The organism is Achromobacter insolitus, from assembly GCF_002209555.1.
GTDB classification, from domain to species: Bacteria; Pseudomonadota; Gammaproteobacteria; order Burkholderiales; family Burkholderiaceae_B; genus Achromobacter; species Achromobacter insolitus.
In genome coordinates, this window is sequence record NZ_NJIF01000002.1 from 105,287 (window position 1) to 124,751 (window position 19,465).

Annotated in this window: 16 protein-coding genes; 4 read left to right on the plus strand and 12 right to left on the minus strand. The window is 65.8% G+C overall.

Annotation, left to right across the window (positions count from 1 at the left end):
• Positions 1-246 precede the first annotated feature (246 nt).
• From CEY08_RS05980 to CEY08_RS06000, 5 genes are all read right to left on the minus strand, one after another.
• Entirely contained in the window at positions 247-1,026 is a 780-nt protein-coding gene (locus CEY08_RS05980; RefSeq protein WP_042795815.1) for an SDR family oxidoreductase, read from the minus strand.
• An 11-nt stretch (positions 1,027-1,037) separates the two neighbouring features.
• Entirely contained in the window at positions 1,038-1,895 is an 858-nt protein-coding gene (locus CEY08_RS05985) for an ABC transporter permease (RefSeq protein WP_042795814.1), read from the minus strand.
• Between the two features lie 13 nt (positions 1,896-1,908).
• On the minus strand, positions 1,909-2,679 hold the full coding sequence (locus CEY08_RS05990) for an ABC transporter ATP-binding protein (protein WP_042795813.1): 771 nt from the start codon (positions 2,677-2,679) through the stop codon (positions 1,909-1,911).
• Positions 2,679-3,737: an ABC transporter substrate-binding protein gene (locus tag CEY08_RS05995; protein WP_042795812.1), complete on the minus strand. Its 1,059-nt coding sequence runs from the start codon at positions 3,735-3,737 to the stop codon at positions 2,679-2,681. The genes CEY08_RS05990 and CEY08_RS05995 overlap by 1 nt, the downstream gene beginning before the upstream one ends.
• Before the next feature lie 141 nt (positions 3,738-3,878).
• A complete protein-coding gene (locus tag CEY08_RS06000; RefSeq protein ID WP_063639152.1) occupies positions 3,879-6,515 on the minus strand; it encodes a DNA topoisomerase III in 2,637 nt (878 codons plus the stop codon).
• A 62-nt stretch (positions 6,516-6,577) separates the two neighbouring features.
• On the opposite strand from CEY08_RS06000, the gene CEY08_RS06005 reads away from it, so the two are divergent.
• Positions 6,578-9,208: a GDYXXLXY domain-containing protein gene (locus CEY08_RS06005; protein ID WP_063639153.1), complete on the plus strand. Its 2,631-nt coding sequence runs from the start codon at positions 6,578-6,580 to the stop codon at positions 9,206-9,208.
• Here the strand turns inward: CEY08_RS06005 and gluQRS are convergent.
• The 4 genes from gluQRS to CEY08_RS06025 form a co-directional block, all read right to left on the minus strand.
• Positions 9,195-10,112, minus strand: a complete 918-nt coding sequence (gene gluQRS / locus CEY08_RS06010; RefSeq protein WP_076816899.1) for a tRNA glutamyl-Q(34) synthetase GluQRS — start codon at positions 10,110-10,112, stop codon at positions 9,195-9,197. The genes CEY08_RS06005 and gluQRS overlap by 14 nt on opposite strands.
• A gap of 45 nt (positions 10,113-10,157) precedes the next feature.
• Positions 10,158-10,616, minus strand: coding sequence for a Smg family protein (locus tag CEY08_RS06015; RefSeq protein WP_042795808.1), 459 nt, complete (start codon positions 10,614-10,616; stop codon positions 10,158-10,160).
• Between the two features lie 240 nt (positions 10,617-10,856).
• Positions 10,857-12,881, minus strand: coding sequence for a TRAP transporter permease (locus tag CEY08_RS06020; RefSeq protein WP_076816901.1), 2,025 nt, complete (start codon positions 12,879-12,881; stop codon positions 10,857-10,859).
• A gap of 215 nt (positions 12,882-13,096) precedes the next feature.
• The gene (locus CEY08_RS06025; RefSeq protein WP_063961590.1) at positions 13,097-14,059 is read right to left on the minus strand and encodes a TAXI family TRAP transporter solute-binding subunit; all 963 of its coding nucleotides are present in this window, start codon (positions 14,057-14,059) and stop codon (positions 13,097-13,099) included.
• 254 nt (positions 14,060-14,313) lie between these two features.
• Between CEY08_RS06025 and CEY08_RS06030 the strand changes: the two genes are divergently transcribed.
• Entirely contained in the window at positions 14,314-15,453 is a 1,140-nt protein-coding gene (locus CEY08_RS06030) for a DSD1 family PLP-dependent enzyme (RefSeq protein ID WP_063639156.1), read from the plus strand.
• A 6-nt stretch (positions 15,454-15,459) separates the two neighbouring features.
• Entirely contained in the window at positions 15,460-16,839 is a 1,380-nt protein-coding gene (locus CEY08_RS06035) for a DUF6630 family protein (RefSeq protein WP_076816903.1), read from the plus strand.
• An 89-nt stretch (positions 16,840-16,928) separates the two neighbouring features.
• Here CEY08_RS06035 and CEY08_RS06040 read toward each other — a convergent pair whose 3' ends face one another.
• From CEY08_RS06040 to CEY08_RS06050, 3 genes are all read right to left on the minus strand, one after another.
• Positions 16,929-17,057 (minus strand): entericidin A/B family lipoprotein, encoded by a 129-nt coding sequence (locus CEY08_RS06040; protein WP_042795803.1) that lies wholly within the window; start codon positions 17,055-17,057, stop codon positions 16,929-16,931.
• 54 nt (positions 17,058-17,111) lie between these two features.
• Positions 17,112-17,297 (minus strand): CsbD family protein, encoded by a 186-nt coding sequence (locus CEY08_RS06045; protein WP_042795802.1) that lies wholly within the window; start codon positions 17,295-17,297, stop codon positions 17,112-17,114.
• A gap of 140 nt (positions 17,298-17,437) precedes the next feature.
• The gene (locus CEY08_RS06050) at positions 17,438-18,985 is read right to left on the minus strand and encodes a helix-turn-helix transcriptional regulator (RefSeq protein WP_076816905.1); all 1,548 of its coding nucleotides are present in this window, start codon (positions 18,983-18,985) and stop codon (positions 17,438-17,440) included.
• 155 nt (positions 18,986-19,140) lie between these two features.
• Here CEY08_RS06050 and CEY08_RS06055 point away from each other — a divergent pair, with 155 nt between their 5' ends.
• Positions 19,141-19,416 (plus strand): hypothetical protein, encoded by a 276-nt coding sequence (locus CEY08_RS06055; protein ID WP_076816908.1) that lies wholly within the window; start codon positions 19,141-19,143, stop codon positions 19,414-19,416.
• Positions 19,417-19,465: the final 49 nt, after the last annotated feature.

Consider the following 19,465-nt stretch of genomic DNA (forward strand, 5'->3'; position numbering starts at 1 on the left):
TTCGGATGGCTCCGGGGTCCTCGGCTGACAGCGGCCTCATGCCATTGTTTTGCCCATGACTCATGGGCAGATGCCGATGGCCTTGACGCTCGCTCATGGGGCAGATGCCGTGAGCCGGAGGCCGGGCGGAGGGATCCGAAGCGCAGCCCCATTGGGGCGAGCATTGGAATCCCGCAGTCCGGACGCCGGCGGCCTGAGAACCCCGACCTCACAACACCACAGGTCAACAATCCAAGCAGAAATGCCCTAGAACTGGATGGACAGCCCGCCATCCACCACCAGCACGTGACCGTTCACGTACGACGCCGCGGGCGAGGCCAGGAACACGGCGGCCCCGGCGATTTCTTCCGGTTCGCCCCAGCGGCCCAGCGGGTTGCGCGTAGCGACGCGCGGCCCGACTGTCGGGTCCGCGACCATAGCCGCGTTGGTTTCCGTGGCGAAGGTGCCCGGGGCGATGGCATTGCTGGTGATGCCATGCGGGCCGAACTCCGCCGCCAGCGCACGCATCATGCCAGTCAGGCCTTGCTTGGCCGCCGGATAGACCGCATCGCCCGAGCGCGCCAACTCGCCCACCACCGACGTGATCGCGATCAAGCGGCCGTTGCCCTGCCGCATCATGCGCTCGGCAGCGAATTTGGCGAGCAGCATGCCCGCGACCAGGTCGGTGTCGATCAGTTCGCGGATCTCGGCGGGGCTGGTGTCGCGCAAGGTCTTCCGATTGCGTGCGCCGACATTGTTCACGAGGATGTCCAGGCGACGGTGCTCGCGGTCTATGTGCTGGAAGGCGCGCTCCATTTCGGCATCGTCGCTGATGTCGAAAGGCAGCGGATGCGCGTCCAGGCCTGCCTCCACCAGTTCGCTCGCCGCGGCGGCGACGGCCTCGGTGTTGCGGCCATTGATCAGCACGCGCGCGCCGCAACCGGCCAGCGCGCGCGCAATGCAGAAACCCAGCCCGCGGGCCGAGCCGGTCACCAGGGCGACTTGCCCCGTCAGGTCGAAGTTGCGCAGATACGGTAGCGTGTTCATGTCAGTGGTCCTCAGCCTTCTCGGAACTCGGGCGCCCAGTGCAGCAGCCGGCGCTCCAGCCAGGTCACGCAATACACCAGCGCGATGCCCACGATGGACAGCAGCGTTACCGCCGCGAACATGTCGGTGGCGTTCAGGGTCGCCAGTGCCGTAATCATCAGGTAGCCCATGCCCGTGGTCGATCCAACGAACTCCGCCAGCACCACGCCGATCAACGCGAAACTGATGGCGTTTGGCAAGGCGGCGAAGGTCCACGCGGCCGCGGTCGGGATGCGGACCCGCCACAGGATCTGGCGCGGCGAACCGCCCAGCGTCCGGCAGAAATCCACCAGTTCGCGTTCCACGCTGCGCCCGCCCTTGTAGGTATTGAAAAACACCAGGAAGAACACCACGAACCACGACGTCACCACCTTGGAGGCCAGCCCCAGCCCGAAGAACATCGTGATGAGCGGCACGAAGGCGATGCGCGGCATCGAGTTGAACGCCACGATGAATGGGTTGAACACGTCGGCCAGGAAGCGGCTGCGGCTGAGCGTCATGCCCACCACGAAGCCGCTGCCCACGCCCACCAGCAGCCCCACCATGGTGGCCTGCAGGGTCAGCCACAGGTGCGGCCAGACCGAGCGCGGGCCGGGCTGCAGCCATTCCCATAGCCTGACCGCCACGCGCGAGGGCTGGCTGATGAAAAACGGATCGAACAGCGTGTTCTGGGCGAACCAGGGGATGCGCGTGAGTATTTCCCAGGAACCCAGGATGAAGGCAAGAATCAGCACTTGCCACAGCGTGATGCGCAGCCGGCGCGCAATGCTTGCGCGGCGGTCCAGCCGCAGCTGGTCCTGCAGGGAGTCGGCGGAATAAGTCGGGGTCATGACGCGTATCGGTTCAGGCGGCGGCGCGGAACTGCTGTCCCAGCACACTCCAGAGGCTTTGCACGTGAGTCACGAACTGCGGCGTTTCGCGCAGCGTGAAGACGTCGCGGGGATGCGGGATCTCGATGCGCTCGTCCAGCAGCACGCGGCTGGGCGGCCCGGAAAGCACCACCACGCGGTCCGACAGCAGGATGGCTTCGTCCAGGTCGTGCGTGACCATGACGATGGTCTGGCCCAGCTTGCGCCAGATCTCGATGAGTTCGCGGTGCAGATGCGTCTTGGTGTGCGTGTCCAGCGCGCCGAAGGGCTCATCCAGCAGCAGGATGCGGGGTTCCACCGCCAGGCTCATCAGCAGCGCCACGCGCCGCCGCATGCCGCCGGACAGTTGATGCGGAAAGGCGTCGGCGAACTGGCTTAAGTGGCCCATTTCCAGCAGCTCGGCCACGCGGCGCTCGATCTTGTCAGCGGACACACCCTGGAACTTCAGGCCCAGCGCCACATTTTTCCTTACGCTGAACCAGGGGAGCAGGGTGTCCTTCTGGAAGATATAGCCCAGGGCCGGCGGCACCTGCCCATCTACGATATTGCCGTCCACGCGGATCGTGCCCGTGGTGGGACGCAGGAAACCCGCGATCATGTTCAGCAGCGTGCTCTTGCCGCAGCCTGACGGCCCCACGATGGAAACGAACTCGCCTTCCGGGATCGTCAGGCTGACCTCGCCCACCGCGTGGGTGGTGGCCTGGCGCGTCTGGTAGGCCTTGCCCACCTTGTCCAGCGTGATCATCAGAGGCCCCGGGCGCGGCGCACGAAGCTCATGTTCACGCAACGGTCGTAGGGCACGGTCTTGAGCTCATCGTTGGAGAATTGCCGGCCGTCGCCCATGATGGCCGTCATGCGGTCATAGGCGTCCTGGGTGATGATGTTGTCCTTCAGGAACACCGTTTCCTTGTAGACGCCCAGCGTCTTTTCGATGGCCGCGCGCGGGAAGGCGTTCAGATAGTCGTCGTAGATGGCGTCGGTGACGGCGGCCGCGCTGTTGGCGCTGATGAAGTCCTGGGCCCGGACCAGGGCGGTCACGAAAGCCTGCACCACTTCGGGGCGCTTCTGGATGGTGTCCTGCAAGGTCAGGGCCGCGATACCGGGCACGTCCCCGCCCATGAACTCGTTCCACGAGCTTTCGGTGGTGGCATCGAAGATGGGCACGCCCCAGCCTTCCTGCTTGGCCTGTTCCATCATGGACATGGTGGCCATGCTGGCAGACACGGAACCCGTCTTGAGCGCGCCCAGCATGGTGGCCAGATCGCCGAGCGGGCGGATGTCCACCTTGTCGGCCACGCCAGCCTTCTGCATCAGGTACAACGCCATCAGCCAGGTGCTGGACTGCGGCTGCGTGGCGCCGACGCGCTTGCCCGCCAGGTCCTTCAGGGATTTGATCTTGCCGCTTTCGAAGTCCTCGCGGCGCACGATGACGTTGGCATAGGTGAGCTTGCGGTCAAAACCGAACACCAGCGTGGCGGGCTTGCCCGCGAGGGTCAGCGCGGGAGCGGCCGTGGCGGCGGTGGCGCCGAACACGATCTGGCCCGCGGCCAGCAACTGGTTGGTGCGCGGACCGCTCTGCGAATTCAGGTATTCGACTTCCAGCCCGCCTTCACCGAAATAGCCCTTCTTCAGCGCGACATAGCCGGCGGCGAAGAACGGGTCGATGCTGCCCTGGCCATAGACGACGCGGCCCAGCTTGGGTTGCGCGAACGCGACGCGGCCATTGACCAGGCTGATGCCGGCCAGGGCGCCTGCGGCGGCCAGCACACGGCGGCGGGTGGTGAAGTCGGGGCTGTTGCTCATGTCATCCTCGGGATAGGTCTGGTTGCAGCTGTTTGGCGTAGACAATACCCCAGCAACTGGCGTCCAACAATGGAAAACGCCCGGTTGCCCGGGCGTTGTGCGCGAATGACGGGAGCCGGCGCGCAAGGCGCCGCTCGCGCGTTATGCGGCGGTCTTCTTCGGCGCAGCCTTTTTCACAGCTTTCTTGGCGGCCGTTTTCGTGGCCGTCTTGGTGGCGGTCTTGGTTGCGGTTTTCTTCACTGCGGCCTTTTTGGCCGGCGCCTTCTTGGCGGCGGTCTTGGTCGCGGTTTTCGCCGCCGATTTAGCCGGCGCGCGGCCCGGCTTTTCAGGGCGCGGCTCAAATTCGAAACCGATCTTGCCGTCCGGCTGGCGGACGAGGAAGGCCTTGAACTTGCGGTTCGTGCGGCTGGACACAAAGCCGTCGAGCAAGTCGGTGCGGCCATCGGTCAGCAGCTTTTCCATTTGCTCGCGCGAGATTTCCTGCTGCAGGATGACCTTGCCCGAACGGAAATCGCAGGTCTTTTCGGGACCGACGGATTTCTCGCAGACGTAGCTCATGCCGTGCTCGAACACGCGCGACTGGCACTTCGGGCATTTGCCCACCGGCGTGTGGCCCGAGAAGTCCACGGCCTCGGTGTCGTCTTCGTCGTTCTGGCCGAAGTCGAACTCCAGCTTGTATTCGTCGCTGATGCGCAGGATGGCGGCGAAGGGACGGCCCATCTTGCTGATGAAGCCTTGCAGCGGACCGATTTCGCGCTTGGCCAGCAGTTCTTCCACTTCCGGGAGCTCGAAGGTGCGGCCGCCCGGGTGTTTGCCGATGGAGAAATCGCAGGCGGTGCAGGCGAAGCGGCGATAGTTCTCCTTCACCACGGCGCCGCACTTGGGGCAAGGAGTTTGCAGCGTGGCGTAGTCGCCCGGCACCGTGTCGCGCTCGTATTCCTTGGCGCGCTTGACGATGACTTGGGTCATCTGCGCGATTTCGCGCATGAAGGCCTCGCGGCCCAGACCGCCCTGCTCGATCTGCTTGAGCTTGTGTTCCCATTCGCCCGTCAGTTCCGGCGAGGTCAGTTCGGTCACGTCCAGGCCGGACAGCAGCGTCATCAGCTGGCGGGCCTTGGCGGTAGGCACCAGGTCGCGGCCTTCGCGGCGCAGGTAGCTTTCGTTGAGCAGGCCTTCGATGATGGCGGCGCGCGTGGCAGGCGTGCCCAGGCCGCGCTCGGACATGGCTTCGCGCAACTCCTCGTCGTCCACCAGCTTGCCCGCGCCTTCCATGGCCGACAGCAGCGTGCCTTCGTTGAAGCGCGCCGGCGGCTTGGTGGTGAGGCCGACGGCCTCCACGTCCTCGGTGCGCACGGTCTCGCCGTCCGCCACGGGCACGAGGTTGGCGTCTTCGCCCTGGGCTTCCTTGCCGTAGACGGTGAGCCAACCGGGGTTGACCAGCACCTTGCCATCCGTGCGGAAGCGGTGCCCCTGCACTTCGGTCATGCGCGTGGTGACGCGGTATTCCGCGGCGGGGAAGAACACCGCCAGGAAGCGCTTGAGCACCAGGTCGTACAGCTTGGCCTCGGCTTCGCTCAGGTCGTGCGGGATCTGCAGCGTGGGAATGATGGCAAAGTGGTCCGACACCTTCTTGTTGTCGAAGATGCGGCGGTTGGGCTTGACCCAGTTTTCGCTCACCACCGTGCCGGCGTGGCGGGCCAGGCCGCCCACCGCGTTGGAGCCGCCTTGCGCCAGGGCGCGCATGGTTTCCTTGACGGTGTTGATGTAGTCCTCGGGCAGGTAGCGCGAATCGGTACGCGGGTAGGTCAGCGCCTTGTGGCGTTCGTACAGGGTCTGTGCCAGGGCCAGCGTGGTCTTGGCCGAAAAGCCGAAGCGGCCGTTGGCTTCGCGCTGCAGCGAGGTCAGGTCGTACAGGGCCGGCGACATCTGGGTCGAGGGCTTGGATTCCTCGGTGACGTGGCCCGGCTGGTCGCGGCAGGCGGCGACCACGCTCTGGGCGGCGGCCTGCGACCACAGGCGGGATTCTCGCTTTTCGGGGTCCCGTTCGTCTTTCTTGAAGTCCGGGTCGATCCAGCGGCCTTCGTACAGGCCGGCGGCCGCCACGAATTGGGCGCGTACTTCCCAGTAATCGCGCGGCACGAAGCGGCGGATGCGTTCCTCGCGCTCGGCCACGATGGCCAGCGTGGGCGTCTGCACCCGGCCGACCGGGGTCTTGAAGAAGCCACCGTCCTTGCTGTTGAAGGCGGTCATGGCGCGCGTGCCGTTGATGCCCACCAGCCAGTCGGCCTCTGCGCGCGAACGCGCGGCCGCCTCCAGCGGCTTGAGCTGCACGTCGTCGCGCAGGTTGGCGAAGGCTTCGCGGATGGCGGCCTGGGTCATCGACTGCAGCCAGAGGCGCTGGATCGGCTTTTTCACGCCCGCATACTGAATGATGTAGCGGAAGATCAGTTCGCCTTCGCGCCCCGCGTCACAGGCGTTGATGATGGCGTCGACGTCCTTGCGCTTGGCCAGGCGGACCAGGAGCTTAAGGCGTTCGGCGGATTTCTTGTCGGTGGGCCCCAGTTCGAACTCAGGCGGAATCACGGGCAGATGCGTGAAGCTCCACTTCCCCTTGACCGGATCGTTGGGCGCGACCAAGCTGAGCAAATGGCCGATGCTCGACGCAAGTACGTAACGTTCGCTTTCAAAATAGTCGCCCTCGCGCGCAAAGCCTCCCAAGGCGCGTGATATATCGAGGGCTACCGAGGGCTTCTCGGCAATAATCAGCGTTTTATTCATGTGTATCCAGTGGCGGCAGTCCCGCCGTAGTAGCGCGGATAATAAGATCGGAGATTCGCCAGATGCAAGTCGGCACTGAAAGACAAGCGGGATCCGAACTACACGCTTGGCGTCAATTTCTGGCGCGCAGCACCCTCTGGCTAGGCGTTTTGCTGCTGGGCAGCGCCGCGGTTTGCTGGGTTGCCGCCAACTGGCAGGACATGACAAAAGTGCAGCGCTTCGCCGGCGTTCAGGGCCTGCTGGCGGTTTGCGCGCTGGCCGCCGCCTGGGCCGGATTGCGCCTGCGGGCCAGTCCCGGCGTGCGGCGCACCATACCAGGCGCCCTGCTTGCCCTGGCCGGCATTCTGCTCGGCGCACTTCTCGCTTTACTAGGCCAAACTTACCAGACCGGCGCCGATACCTGGGAGCTGTTCGCCTGGTGGGCGCTTTTGCTGCTGCCCTGGGCGCTGGCCGCCGGCAGCCAGGCCGTCTGGCTGCTGTGGGCGCTGGTGCTGAATGTGGCCGTGGCCTTGTGGCTGGGCGAGCGGGTGTTCTCCTGGATGCTGATATTGGGCGGCCCGGGCGTGCCCGGCCTGATGATGGCCGGCTTGAACCTGGTGCTGCTGCTGGGCTGGGAGCTGGCTGCCCGCCGCTGGCGCGCCAGCACCCTGGTCGGGCCGCGGGTCCTGGCCGCCCTGGCGATCAGCGCGCTGGTGGTGACCCAGATGCTTGGCGACTTTCTGGGCCGCGGCCTGGGCCTCTATAACGGCATCGCCTGGGTCGCGGTGACCCTGGGCTTGGGCTTCTATTATCAGAAGGGCCGGCGCGACCTGGTCATTCTGGCCATGCTGGCCGCCGGCGTCATCTGCGTGTCGCTGCGGGTGGCGGGCGAATGGCTGCTGCGCCTGGAACCCGGCGTGTGGGCTGCGTTGCCGCTGGCGGCGCTGCTCATGGCCGAAGCCGTCTGGGCCGCGCGCTGGCTGCGCCGGCTGGCCGGCGATCCGCAGGCGGCCGTGGCGCCCGTCGCGGACGCAGAGCCCGCCGCGGCTTCGGCCGGCAATGCGGTGGACCCGGCGGATACCGGTGCGCCCGTGGCGCAACTTGCCCCCACGCCGACGCCGCAGTCGGATCCCCCCTGGTATGTGCAATGCCTGCTGGGCCTGAGCGCCTGGCTGTCGACCTTGCTGCTGCTGGTGTTCATCGCCTTTTCGGGCTTCATCACCACGGAAGGCGGCGCGCTGGTCGCCGGGCTGGTGCTATGCGCGGCCGGCGTGGCGGTGCTGCGCAGCGACGCCGGCCCGTTCTGGCGCCAGTGCGGCACGGCCATGGCCTTCGCCGGGCAGATCCTCATCATCTTCGGGCTGTCCAGTTCGACCTCGTTCGCCAGCGCCTGCGTCTTCGTGCTGCTGATGGCCGCCACGATCTACGCCGTGGGCCCCGACGTCATCCTGCGCTTCCTGAGCGGCCTGCTGATCGCCGCGGCGGGGGCGGGCCTGATCTGGCGCGTCCTGTCGCCCGACTTGGGCCAGGAGGACCTGCTGGACGCCTGGATGGCCTTCGATGCCTTGCGCGCCACCTTCCTGTGGCTGCCGATCGCCGTGACCGGGGCCTGGGCCACCGCCGTCATCTTTACCGTCAGCCACCGCCTGGGCGGCAAGCGCGCGCATGCGCTGCAACCGCTGGGCTGGGCGTTCCTGCTTTCGGTGCAAGGCATGGTGTGGCTGGCTAGCGGTATCTCCATCAAGCAACTGCCCGCCATGTGGCAGCTGAATCCACATACGGCGGTGCTCGTCGCGGCTGGCGCGCTGTTGCCCGTGGCGGCTGCCTTCGCGGTGCTCTGGCCGCGCCGCCACATGCTGACGCCGGGCGTCACCTGGGGCGTTCCGATCGGCCTGCTGATCCTGTCGTTGTTCTGGCTGCCCAGTCCCGGCGTCGGCTTTGCGCTGGCCTGGCTGCTGCTGGGCTTCGGGTTGAACCAGTCGCGCGTGGTCGTCTTCGGGGTGATCAGCCTGCTGGCTTATCTGGGTGTCTATTATTACCAGCTGGACGTGCCGCTGCTGCAAAAGGCTTTGTGGCTGGGCGGCGCCGCGTTGCTGCTCTTCGTGCTGCGCGCGATGGTGTGGCTGGTGCCGCGCCTGATGCGCACCTTGCCGCCCAGCCGGCGCGCGCCATTGCCGCCGGTGTCGGCTCCGTTGCGCTGGCGCACGCTGGCCATCCTGGGCGGTCTGGCGTTGGTGCTCGCGGTCGCCAACGGCGGCATCTGGCAGCGCGAAAAACTGCTGGCCTCGGGCAAGGTGGTCATTCTGGAACTGGCGCCCGTGGATCCCCGGTCGCTCATGCAGGGGGACTACATGGCGCTGAACTTCGCGGCCAGCCGGGAAGTCACGCGCTTGCGGCTGGGGGGCGAACGTCCCCAGGCCGAGGAATCGGTCATGGGCTACGAGCCGGATGGCTACGTGATGCTGGTGACTGACGCACGCGGCGTGGGCCAGCCCCTACGCATTCAGCCGGACACGCATCCGCATACCGAGACGGAAGTGCCATTGCGTTACCGCATCCGTGACAACAGTGTGCGCATCGTGACCAACGCCTATTTCTTCCCGGAAGGCCAGGCCGAGCGTTATCAGGTCGCCAAATACGGCGAGTTGCGCGTGGCGGAAAACGGCGAGGCGCTGCTCGTCCGGATGCTGGACCAGGACCTCAAGCCGCTGTAGCGGCGGGCAACGGGAAGCGCCGCGCCCACTGCGCGGTGGCTTCGCGCAGGAAATGGCTGGGGTCCGAGGTGTCGATGGCGCCGAAGCCCAGGGCACGCCAGGCGGCTATCAGCGCCGCCAGGGGCGCGCTGGTGTCGATGGGCGGGGCGCCGTTCTGCTTGGACAGTTTCAGGCCGCTGGCGGGGTCCAGGATCAGCGGCACATGCAGGTAGCGCACGGGCTGCAGCCCCAGCAGCCGGCCCAGCACGCGCTGGCGCGCGGTGGAGCTCAGCAGATCCGCGCCGCGCACCACATCGGTCACGCCTTGCGCGGCGTCGTCCACCACCACCGCCAACTGGTAGGCCCACAGGCCGTCGGCCCGCCGCAAGGCGATGTCGCCTACGGCCTGCGCCACGTTCTGTTCCTGCGGTCCCAGCCAGCGGTCCACGAAATGTTCCACGCCGTCTGGCATTATCACGCGCCAGGCGCGGGCCTGGCGCCCTTCCGGCAGGCCGTGGCGGCAGGTGCCGGGATATGGGCGCTCGCCGTCGGCGCCGGGGGAGGTCTGGCCGCGCAGCGCCGAATCGGCGATTTCGCGCCGGGTGCAGCCGCAGCCGTAGGTCAGGCCCTGTGCCATCAGGGAGTCGAAGGCGGCCTGGTAGGCATCGCCGCGGCGCGACTGCCACATGATGTCGCCGTCCCAGACCAGGCCCAGCGCGTTCAACTGGCCCATGATGACCTCGGCCGCGCCCGGCACCGTGCGCGGCGTGTCCACGTCTTCGATGCGCAGCAGCCAGCGTCCGCCCTGGGCGCGCGCGTCCAGCCAACTGGCCAGCGCGGCAACCAGCGAGCCCGCATGCAGCGGGCCGCTGGGGCTGGGGGCAAAGCGGCCGACGTAAATCACGATGGGACGCCCGCGCGGCATTGCGCGCGGGTATGGGCAAGCGGCATCAAGCGACGGAGATGCCGGTCAGTGCAGCAAGCGCGTGCCGTCTTCGTCCAGCAGCTCTTCCAGGACCAGATTGTCGATCTCGGCTTCCTGGCTCCAGAGAACCATGAGGGCGATGATCTTGATCTTGGACAGCGGCACGGGCGTTTCGGGCGAAGCCAAGCCCCGGTCGATGACGATCTCGCGCAGCGGCGCGGGCAGCACGCCCGCCGATTCCAGGAAGGCGATGAAGCCGATGGATTCGGTGCCGAGCTGCTGATATTCGTTGTCGGTGTAGATCCGGGTGCCAGTGGCGGGAGCCTGGGCGAGATCGACGCAACGTTCGGTGGTTTCGGCCAGGCCATACAGCCAGCCGAGCGCGTCGTCGATGTCTTCGTGCTCGAAACCGGCGGCGGCGAGCCGCTTTGCGAGCACGTCGGCCGCAGGACAGGCTTGCGGCGTGTAGTAATTCTCGTACAGATAAACCAGGATATCGAACATATGGCGCAGTTTTGTGCCTGTTTGCACAGTCGGCCCGCATATCGGCAGACCAGCAAACATGAATTTTACTTTACGCTGATTTATAGGGCCGGGCAACCGGCCGGAAGGTGGAATGTTGTATGGCGTCACCCCGCCGCAACAGGTCCGCATTTTCGCCCTAAATGCTGCCAATATTCATGATTCAACATAAAAAGGGGCGGACTTTTGGGGTCCGCCCCTTTTTTTATGCGGCTGGATCCGTCAAGCGGTCTTGGGCGCGTTCTCCAGCTTCAGTTGCGCCAGCTGGCGCATGAAGACCGGGATGCAGATCGCCAGCCCGACCAGGCCGCTGGTCAGGCCCGGCAGGATCGTCAGCAAGGCGCCGATGGTGCACAGCCAGCGCTCCCAGCTCTTCATGCCCACCAGCATGTAGCGCGAGAACGCCGCCGACAGCAGCACCAGGCCGACCATGCAGCCAAACAGCGTGACGAAGAAGTCGTACCAGGTGAAGCCCTGCACCGAAATCAGCAATGACGGCGAAAACACGAACACGAAGGGCACGATCAGCTTGGTGATGCCCAGCCTGAAGGCCGTGTTGCCCGTCTTGAACGGATCGCTGCCCGCCATGCCGGCCGCCGCATAGGCCGCCAGCGCCACGGGTGGCGTGATGTCCGCCAGGATGCCGAAATAGAACACGAAGAAGTGCGCTGCGATGGGCTGCACCCCCAGCTGGACCAGCGTGGGGGCGGCCACGGCCACCATGATCAGGTAGTTGGCAGTGGTGGGAATGCCACAACCCATCAGGATGCAGACGATACCGGTCATGATGAGCGCCGCGATCAGCGTGAGCGTCTGCATATTGGCGATGGCGTCCGGAATCACCGTGGCCGCGCCGCCTGCGATCGCCTGGGCGGCCGAGATCACGATGTACGAGATCTTGAAGCCCACGCCCGTCAGCGTCACCACGCCGATCACGATGCCTACCGTGCCCGCCGCCGCGCCCACCGCCAGCGCGTACTTGGCCCCGGTTTCGAAGGCTTCGTACAGGTCGCGCCAGCGCAGCCGCTGGAACGGATTCAGCAGGCCCACGATGATGCAGCCCGTGATGCCGGCAAACGCCGCCAGGTAGGGTGTGCGGCCGCTGGCCAGCACGCCGATCAGCAGGATCAGCGGGATCAGCGTGGGCCAGCGCATCTTGAACGATTGCTTGAGCTTGGGCATTTCTTCTTCGGTGAGCCCGCGCAGGCCCTCGCGCTTGGCCTCGAAGTGCACCTGCATGAACATGCCGAAGAAATACAGGAAGGCCGGGAAGATGCCCGCGATCGCGATCTGCTGGTACGGAATGCCCAGGAATTCGATCATCAGGAAGGCCGCGGCGCCCATGATGGGCGGGGTAATCTGCCCGCCCGTGCTGCTGGCGGCTTCCACGCCAGCAGCGAAGTGTCGCGGGTAGCCGATGCGGATCATGGCGGGGATGGTCAGCGAACCCACCGTGACGGCGTTGGCTACCGACGAGCCCGACAGCATGCCAAACATGGCCGAGCCGAACACCGATACCTTCGCCGGGCCGCCGGCATAGCGTCCGGCGATGGTGGAAGCGACGTCCAGGAACAGCTGTCCCAGGCCAATGCGGGTCGCGAGCACGCCGAATAGCACGAAGTGGAACACATAGGTCGCCACCACCCCCACCGCCACGCCATACACGCCTTGGCTGGTCAGGTACATGTGGTTGACGATCTGGGACCAGTTATTACCCGCGTGTTGCAGCAGTCCAGGGAAATACGGACCGAACATGGCGTAGGCCATGAATACCAGCGCAATGATGGGCAACGGCCAGCCCATGGCGCGCCGCGTCGCTTCCAGCAGGCCGATCAGCAGGATCGAGCCCATGAACACGTCAATGGGCAGCGGATTGCCGACGCGGAAGGCCAGATCCTCGAAGATGTACGGGATATACAGCACCGACAGGGCCAGTGCGATCGCGATGATCCAGTCGTACAGCGGAATGCCGCCGGGTGCGTACCAGGTGGACTTGGGCTCGCGCGTGTAATGCGACTTGGAAAAACCAAAGACCAGGAAAATCAGGCTCAGCACGAAGGCCAGGTGGACCCCCCGGTGCGTGGCCTCGCGCAGCAGGCCGAAGCCAGCCGTGTAGTAGTGGAAGATCGAAAGCGTGACCAACAGGCCGGAGACGATCCAGGTAGCTGTCTTGTCCAGCGGCCGGAAGCGGATTTCCGAGTCGTATTTCTCCGCCAACTGCTGGGTTTTTTCGTGATCTATTTCCATCGCGGTGATTCTCAGGATGATTCAACAAGCAGGGCCGCTCATGGCGGCCCTACTCAGTTGCAGCGCAGGCATACGCACTTCAATTTGGCTCCCGCGCCACGCGGCACGTCGGCCGCATTACCTCATCGCCCCCAGCGCGGCCGTGTGGATCCGGCTCTGCCGGTCCACTGCGGCGCCCCTTGAGGGGGGGCGCCGCAGGCGCCTCGGGGGTGGGCCTACTTCAGCAAGCCAATTTCCTTGTAGAACTTCTCGGCGCCCGGGTGGAACGGAATGCCGGCGCCCTTGATCGCGTTGTCGCGGGTAATGAGTTTGCCCTTGGCGTGGCCGTTATCGAGGGTCTTGCGGGTGGCGTCGCTGTACAGGGCCTTGGTGACGTCGTACACCACTTGTTCCGGCAGCTTGGCCGAGGTGACCATCTGTGCGTTGACCGAAATGGTCTTCACTTCACCCACGTTCTGGTAGGTATTGGCCGCGATGGTGTCGGGAGTGAAGAACTCCTGTTTGGCGCGCAGCGCATCGATCTCGGGGCCGACCAACGGCACGATTTCGATACCGGCGCCGCTGGACGCCAGTTCGGCGATGGCGCCTGCGGGGGCACCGCCCACGAAGAAGAATGCATCCAGTCCGCCATCCTTGAGCTTGTCGCCCGCCTGGTTAGGCTTCAGGTATTCGGCCTTGATGTCCTTGTCGGTCATGCCGTAGGCGCCCAGGATCAGGCGCACGTCGACCAGGGTGCCGGAGCCCGGCTCGTCCATGGACACGCGCTTGCCCTTGAGGTCGGCCACGCTCTTGATGCCTGCGCCTTTGCGCGCCACCAAGTGGATGCTCTCCGGGTACAGCGTGGCGATCAGGCGCAGGTCTTGGGCCTTGGGCTTGCCTTCGAAGGTGCCGGTGCCGCTGTAGGCCCAGAAAGCCACGTCGGATTGCGTGAAGCCGGCTTCGAAGGAGCCCCCCATGATGCCGTTGATGTTCGCCACCGACCCATTGGAGGCAACCGCCGTGGCGACCAGCTTGCCCGGTTGGGACACCGCGTTGGCGATGATGCCGCCAATCGGGTAGTAAGTGCCGGCCGTGCCGCCGGTGCCGATGCGGAAGAATTGCTGCGCCTGCGCAGTGCCGACGGCGCCGACGGCGGCAACCGCGAGGGTCAGGGTGGTGATCCAGTGCTTCAGTTTCATGCGGGCTTCTCCGTGATTTTGCTGACGGTATGAATGTTGTTTCGTTTTTGCCGGAACGCATCGCGGCACCGGCAAAAACGCGCCTCCCCTCGGGGGCTTTCTTTATGATGAAATTCTGTCATGCCCACCCCCTGTAGCCAATGATTACAGGGCTATCGTTTTCCAGGGGGTGACATCGCCCAAGGTTATGGGTGGTCCCGCTTTGGTTATGTGTGCGGTTACATCCCTGCAGTGCTGATAACGGAGTTGCCAAGATGTCCCAGGAAGTCATACGCGGCATAGCGCTGCCCCCCGCCGCCCAGCCGGGCGATCCCCTCGCCCGCGTCGATACGCCCAGCCTGGCGTTGGACCTGACGGCCTTCGACGCCAACCTGCGCGCCATGCAAGCCTGGGCGGACCGCCACGAAGTGGCCTTGCGGCCGCACGCCAAGGCGCACAAATGCCCGCAGATCGCGCTGCGGCAGGTGGCCCTGGGCGCGCGCGGCATCTGCTGCCAGAAGGTCAGCGAGGCCCTGCCTTTCGTGGCCGCGGGCATCCGCGACATCCATATCAGCAACGAGGTGGTGGGCCCCGCCAAGATGACGCTGCTGGGTCAGCTGGCGCGTGCCGCCAAGATCAGCGTCTGCGTGGACAGCGCCCAGAACCTGGCGCAACTGTCGGCCGCCATGGTGCAGGCTGGCGTTGAAATCGACGTGCTGGTGGAAGTCGACGTCGGCCAGGGCCGCTGCGGCGTGTCCGACGACGCCACGGTGTTGGCGCTGGCGCAGCAGGCGCGCGCCTTGCCGGGCCTGAATTTCGCGGGGCTGCAGGCATACCACGGTTCAGTGCAGCACTACCGCACGCGCGAAGAACGCGCCACGGTATCCCGACAGGCCGCGCGCATTGCCGCGTCCTATGCACAGCTGCTGCGCGAAAGCGGCATCGCCTGCGACACCATTACCGGGGGCGGCACGGGCAGCGTGGAGTTCGATGCGGCCAGTGGCGTCTATACGGAATTGCAGGCGGGTTCCTATGCCTTCATGGATGGCGATTACGGCGCCAACGAATGGGGTGGTCCGCTCAATTTCCAGAACAGCCTGTTCCTGCTGTCCACCGTGATGAGCACGCCGACGCCTGACCGCGTGGTGCTGGACGCGGGCCTAAAGTCGGCCTCGGCTGAATGCGGCCCGCCCGCCGTCTACGGCGAATCCGGCCTGACCTGCATCGCCATCAATGACGAGCACAGCGTGGTGCGCGTGGAAGCTGGCGCCGCCGCGCCCGCCCTGGGCAGCGTGCTGCGCCTGGTACCCGCGCACGTGGATCCCACCTTCAATCTGCATGACGGCCTGGTGGTGTTCAAGGACGGGGTGGTGCAGGACATCTGGGAGATTTCCGCGCGCGGTTTCTCGCGCTGAGCCGTGATGCAGCAGCCCGTCTCCTTCGATTGGAAGATATCCCTGTCTGATGTGCTGGGCACGCTCAGGAAACTCTACTCGGTCCGCTATCCGGCGCTCGCGTCCGCGCGCCTGGACCTGTTGCGCTCCGCCATGCGCGACGACCGCGCCGACGACTTCCTGCCCGTGCTGGGCCAGGAGCTGGAGGCGTTGGGGCTGGCGCTCATCGAACAGCGCGAAGAGGACGACGCCATTCGTCTGCTGGTCGTGCCACAGGCCGAGGCGGACGGCATCAAGACGCGGATACATGCGTTGGGTTGGCAGGCCGTCGCGCATCGCCAGGAAGGCGCAGCGCCAGGCGTCCTGGCTGCTCTGCCCAAGCCGGCCTCGGGCCCGCTGTGCGGTCCTGAGGATTATCTGGATATCCCCTATCTGGTGGTGGTGGCGCCGGGATGGGCCTGCGCCATAACGGCGGACTGGGATACTCCGACGCTGACCGACCTGCGCGCATGGCCGGTACTGGGCGCGGTCGCCGGCAAGTTTCCAGCGCGGCGCGGCCTGCTGGCTTCGTGCGTCAATTCCGATGGCGCGCATGCCTGGATCGAGCAGGGCCCGGACGGACTGTCCAGCACACCCTATGCGCGGCTATTGCATGCGGCCCAGGTCAACCTGCCGGCTTCAAACCAACCTGGCGCGCCATTGCCGCCGCGTGCCGCGCAAGCGCAGCGCCGGACGCCGGAGTTCAGCCTGGGTTTTGCGGGGGACAATCTGCTGCTGGTGGATCGCGGCATGGTCTTTCTTTATCCGGGCTACGCGCAGCAAACAGGAGATGCCGCGGCGGAGCCGACGCTGCTGCACACGGCGCCACAGCAGCGTCGTCCCGTCAGCGACAGGTCGGCCGTCATCCAGACGCCGGACGGCCGCAGTTGCGTGCTGTGCCGTGGCCAACTGCTGGAGTTCCGCGAGGGCCGCCTCCAGCTCTTGGCGTTGACTTACTCCGCCCCATTGTCGGGCGACATCTCGCATCCCTCGGCCTTGGGCGACAGTGCCATTGCGTGGCTGGAGGACGACAGGCTTTGCCACGCGAACCTGGACGAAGGCATGGTTCACGAACACAAAGTGCAGCATCTGCCGGCCGGCGGCATGACGTTGCAATCATTGCAAGGCGGTTGGCTGTTGCTGGGCCACTGGCATGCGCCGCATCGCAGCTTGGACCTGGGTCAGCTTTGGCATCCGGCGTCGGGCCAGACGCTTCGAATCCGCTACGGCGCGTTGGATCTGGATAGCGGCATCCAAAGTTGGATCGACTTGCCCGGGGGCGAGGTCGTGGTGGGCGGTCAGACCCGGTACGCGCGGCTGGGTCGTTTCGACGCCCTGCTGGGCCGCCTGGTGGCAAGCGCGCCGTAAACGCAAAACGCAGACGCAAAACGCAGACGCAAAAACGGCTGGCGCGCCATCGGCGCGCCGGCCGTCAAGGCAGGCTACCGGAACGGGACTTACTGGGCTTTCTGCTGGATCTTTTCCCCGCCACGTTCGATGTCCTTGCCAGCGCCTTCCATCGTGTTGCAGCCAGCCGAGATGGCGGTTATTGCCAGCATCAGCGCAAGCCAGATTCGACGAGTCATTTTTTTCTCCTTAGGGCGATCAGGGGCATAGCGGGGTGCCGACAGGCAGCCGCGCTATTTCTTGTTCAGCAAGTCCCGTGCCTGATCCTTGGCCTCGCCTACGTTGCGCTGCACCTTGCCCACGGTTTTCTCGGCTTTGCCTTCGGCTTCCGTGTCGCGGTTGCCGGTCAGCTTGCCAGCCGTTTCCTTGATGGTGCCTTTGACTTCCTTGGCAGCACCCTTGATGCGGTCGTTGTCCATGTGTCGCTCCTCGATTCAGGTTGCGTGAAACCGCGCCGGACAGGCCTACGGGCCTGGGGCTCCGGCGGCGGACGAAACCACTATAGGAAGCGCATGGCGCGCGCGTAAGAAGCGCGCGCATCAGATGGGCTGGTACTTTTCTACCGGTTCTTGCGGGGCGGCGTTCGCTTCTGCGCGGGCTTTTGCGCCTGTGTCTGCGCCGGCTTGCGCGCTGGTTTTTCGTACCCCACGATGCCGCGCTGCCGCGCCCAGATGATCGCGGCGCTGCGCCGGTGCACGTCCAGCTTGCTGTACAGCGCGGCCACGTGGTTGCGCACCGTGTTGCGCGACAAATGCAGGCTGGACGCGATTTCCGCGTCCGTATGGCCTTGGCACATCAGGCCCAGAATCTCGCGCTCGCGCGGCGTCAGGTCGGCCAGTTCGCCCTGCCCCTGCGGCGCGCCTTGCGGGGCGCGGATCTGCGCCAGCTTTTCGATGACGGTCCGGCTGAACCAGGAGGTGTCCTGCATGACCGTTTCGATGGCCTCCATCAGCTCGACCTCGCTGCGCTTGCGCTCGGTGATGTCCTGGATCGCCGCCAGCACGCAGGACTGGTTCTGGATGGACACCGGCGCGGCCGACACCAGGCAGTCCAGCAGCGCACCGTCGCGCGTGCGCAGCGTCATTTCCTGGCTGCGCACGCTGGCGCCCTGTTCCAGCGACCCCATGGCGCGGTCGTAGGCTTGCGGGTCGGTCCACAACTGCGCCAGCGCATCCTCGTCGCGCGCCAATGTCTTGGCGTCATAGCCCGTCGTGGCGATGAACGCGTCGTTGACCTCCAGCAGGACGCCTTCCGTGGTGCTCAGCGTCATCGGCACCGGCGCCAGCCGGAACGCCGTGGCGAAGCGCTGCTCGCTATCGCGCAGCGCGGTTTCGGCCTTGCGGCGCGCTTCCAGGTCATTGAATGTGAACAGCATGCAGGGCTGCTCCGCGACTTCGATGGGCTGACCCGCCACCACCACCAGCTTGGTGCCGCCATCCCGCACGGCGATGATGGTTTCCGTTTGCGGAATGGTCCCCCCTTCCGCCAGCCGCTGCAGTGCGTCTTCACGCTGCGGCGTATCGCCCAGCACATCCAGTTGGCGCAGCGTCTTGCCCAGCACTTGCTCGCGCGTGTAGCCGGTCATGGCCAGAAAACCGTCATTGACCTTGATGTGGCGCAGGTCCGCCAACGAGCAGATCACGGCGGGCGCGGGGTTGGCGTTGAAGGTGCGTTCGAAGCGTTCTTCCGCGTTGAATTGCTCGGTCACGTCCAACAACACCAGCACCATGCCTTCGGTGGCGCCCTGCGCATCGCGCAGCACCAGATTGCGCACCTGATGCATGCGGGTTAACGCCGGATCGCGCCGGCTGGTCACTTCCACCACCACATCCTTGTAGGCTTCGCCCGCCAGCGCGCGGTCCAGTGGATACTGCGCCGCGCGCAGCGCCCGATGGTTGCGATAGCGCAGCGCAAATGCCTTGCGGTAGCCGGCGGCGGTGCCGCCCAGCGCAGCCAGATTCGTCACCCCGTGCATGGCCAGCGCGGTGTCGTTGGCCCAGACAATACGCTTGTCCTGATCCAGCAGGATGATGCCTTCGATCAGGCCATCGATGATTTCCAGCAGATGGCGGCGTTCCGTCGTGAACGCCGTTGCAGTCTTCTTCATTCAGGCTCCTGGTTCAGCAAGAGATAGGAAGAAAGTACTAGATAAAGTCGTCTCGCGTGATCTGGGCGGGCGCGAACATGGCTTCTATTGTGGAACTGCACGATACGCGTGCCGCTGCGCGTGTAGCGCTACACGTGAATCTTCAGGAGACATCCATGAACCCGAACCAGAATCCCGGCGATCCCGCCACCCAGCCCGGTATCGACCCGTCGCCGCGTCCCGGCCAGGAACCGAACGACGCGCCGGAAAAACAGGCGCCCGGTCAGGTGCCCGGCAAGCCCGGGCCGGACGATACCGACCCCAACCCCAACCCCGACCCCGACCCCGGCCGCACGCCGCCGGAAGTGCCCGGCAATCCGGGGCAACCTTCAGAGAAGCCCAGGCAACCCGGTGAGCCCGGGCGTCCGGGCCAACCCGGCGATCCGGCCTGAGCCGGGGGCGGCTGCGCTGCATTGAGCGCGGCCGACGCCGTACGCGACT